The 1,225-nt window shown below is 39.5% G+C and carries 1 protein-coding gene and 1 pseudogene; both read right to left on the reverse strand.

Going from position 1 to position 1,225, the window contains the following annotated elements:
- Positions 1 to 105 precede the first annotated feature (105 nt).
- Positions 106 to 858: a 4Fe-4S binding protein gene (locus BM157_RS12830; RefSeq protein ID WP_070101788.1), complete on the reverse strand. Its 753-nt coding sequence runs from the start codon at positions 856 to 858 to the stop codon at positions 106 to 108.
- A gap of 226 nt (positions 859 to 1,084) precedes the next feature.
- Positions 1,085 to 1,225 (reverse strand): annotated as a pseudogene (locus BM157_RS13350) (flavodoxin family protein); the annotation flags it as partial.

A 1,225-nucleotide genomic window follows, 5' to 3' on the forward strand; every position in this document is an offset into this window, starting at 1 on the left:
AAGACTACTCTCATCTCCATTATATTTGCCAGCATAGTGAAAAATCATATTCTTCTCCTCTCCATAAACTTCAAAGTTTCTGTTCCTTACAAACTAGAAGTTTCCTTATAAGAACACTTCATTTTTGTTTCTGACACCCTTTAAGGCACCAAGCATCTGTTCCGTTTTCTGCTGTAATGGAAGCGGACTAATTCTCGCCTGTTCCGTACAGATATGGGTGCATGCCATGCAAAGAATACATTTCTCTATATCCGTAATCACTGCTCCATCTGCAACTGAAATAGCGTTTGTCGGACAGACAGTTACGCATTTTCCACACTTCGTACAGGATGGTAGGGAAATTGGTGCAACCGGCATATTCATCTCTGGTTTGTATGGGCGATTTCCTGGAACCTGAACATTCTCTACAGCAGTGCTATTCTTGACAGTTTCTGCAAATTTATGGATTTCTTTCTCATCTTCTCCATCTGGTCTCCCCGCTCCTATTTCAGGTGCCATGGAATGTTGCGCTACAAATGCACCTGAAGCAATTACCGTAAAGCCACATTTCGTCAGAATGTCATTCATTTCCAACAGGGCATCTTCATATGCCCGATTTCCATAAACCGCTATTGTTACTGCCTTTTTTCCGGTTCCTGAGAATTTTTCGATTTTTTCTCGTACAACTGAAGGAATACGGCCTCCAAAAACAGGAGATGCAACAACAGTCATTTCACCTTCCGGCTTCTCCATCATAGGTTCCTTACTTCCCAGATCATGCCAGATTACTTCTTTTTCCATCGCATCCGCAAAAATACTACTCACTTTTTTCGTTCCTCCCGTGGGACTGAAATAGTATACCTCCATTTTATCTAACATTTTTAATCATCCTTTATTCTCTATAATTCCCATAAGTTTTTAGTTATAGGCATGCGTATAATAAACACATTCCTAAAATGTATCTTTTTATCAATATAATCGGCGATATCCTTCAGGGAATACTTTGCCATCGACTGTTCCATCGCCATCTGCACTTCCGCTAGTGGCTTTTACATTGCCTCTCTGATATTCCCTCTTACAAAACAATTAGAATTTGGAACGTGCTTTATAATTTTTTTCCGATTCCCTCAAGTTCGTTCATGGAATCCTTGTTTTTTTCAAGTTCATCTCTGGCTGTTGCGTAATATGATTTTTTGAAAAGCATATCCCATGAAAGATATTTTGCCATACAGTCAAACTGCTTATC

The organism is [Lactobacillus] rogosae, from assembly GCA_900112995.1.
In the GTDB taxonomy this organism is placed as follows: Bacteria; Bacillota; Clostridia; order Lachnospirales; family Lachnospiraceae; genus Lachnospira; species Lachnospira rogosae.

Bases quoted from the DNA above. Each gene is read 5' to 3' on its own strand.
- BM157_RS12830 (WP_070101788.1), bottom strand. From the start codon at position 858: ATGTTAGATAAAATGGAGGTATACTATTTCAGTCCCACGGGAGGAACG.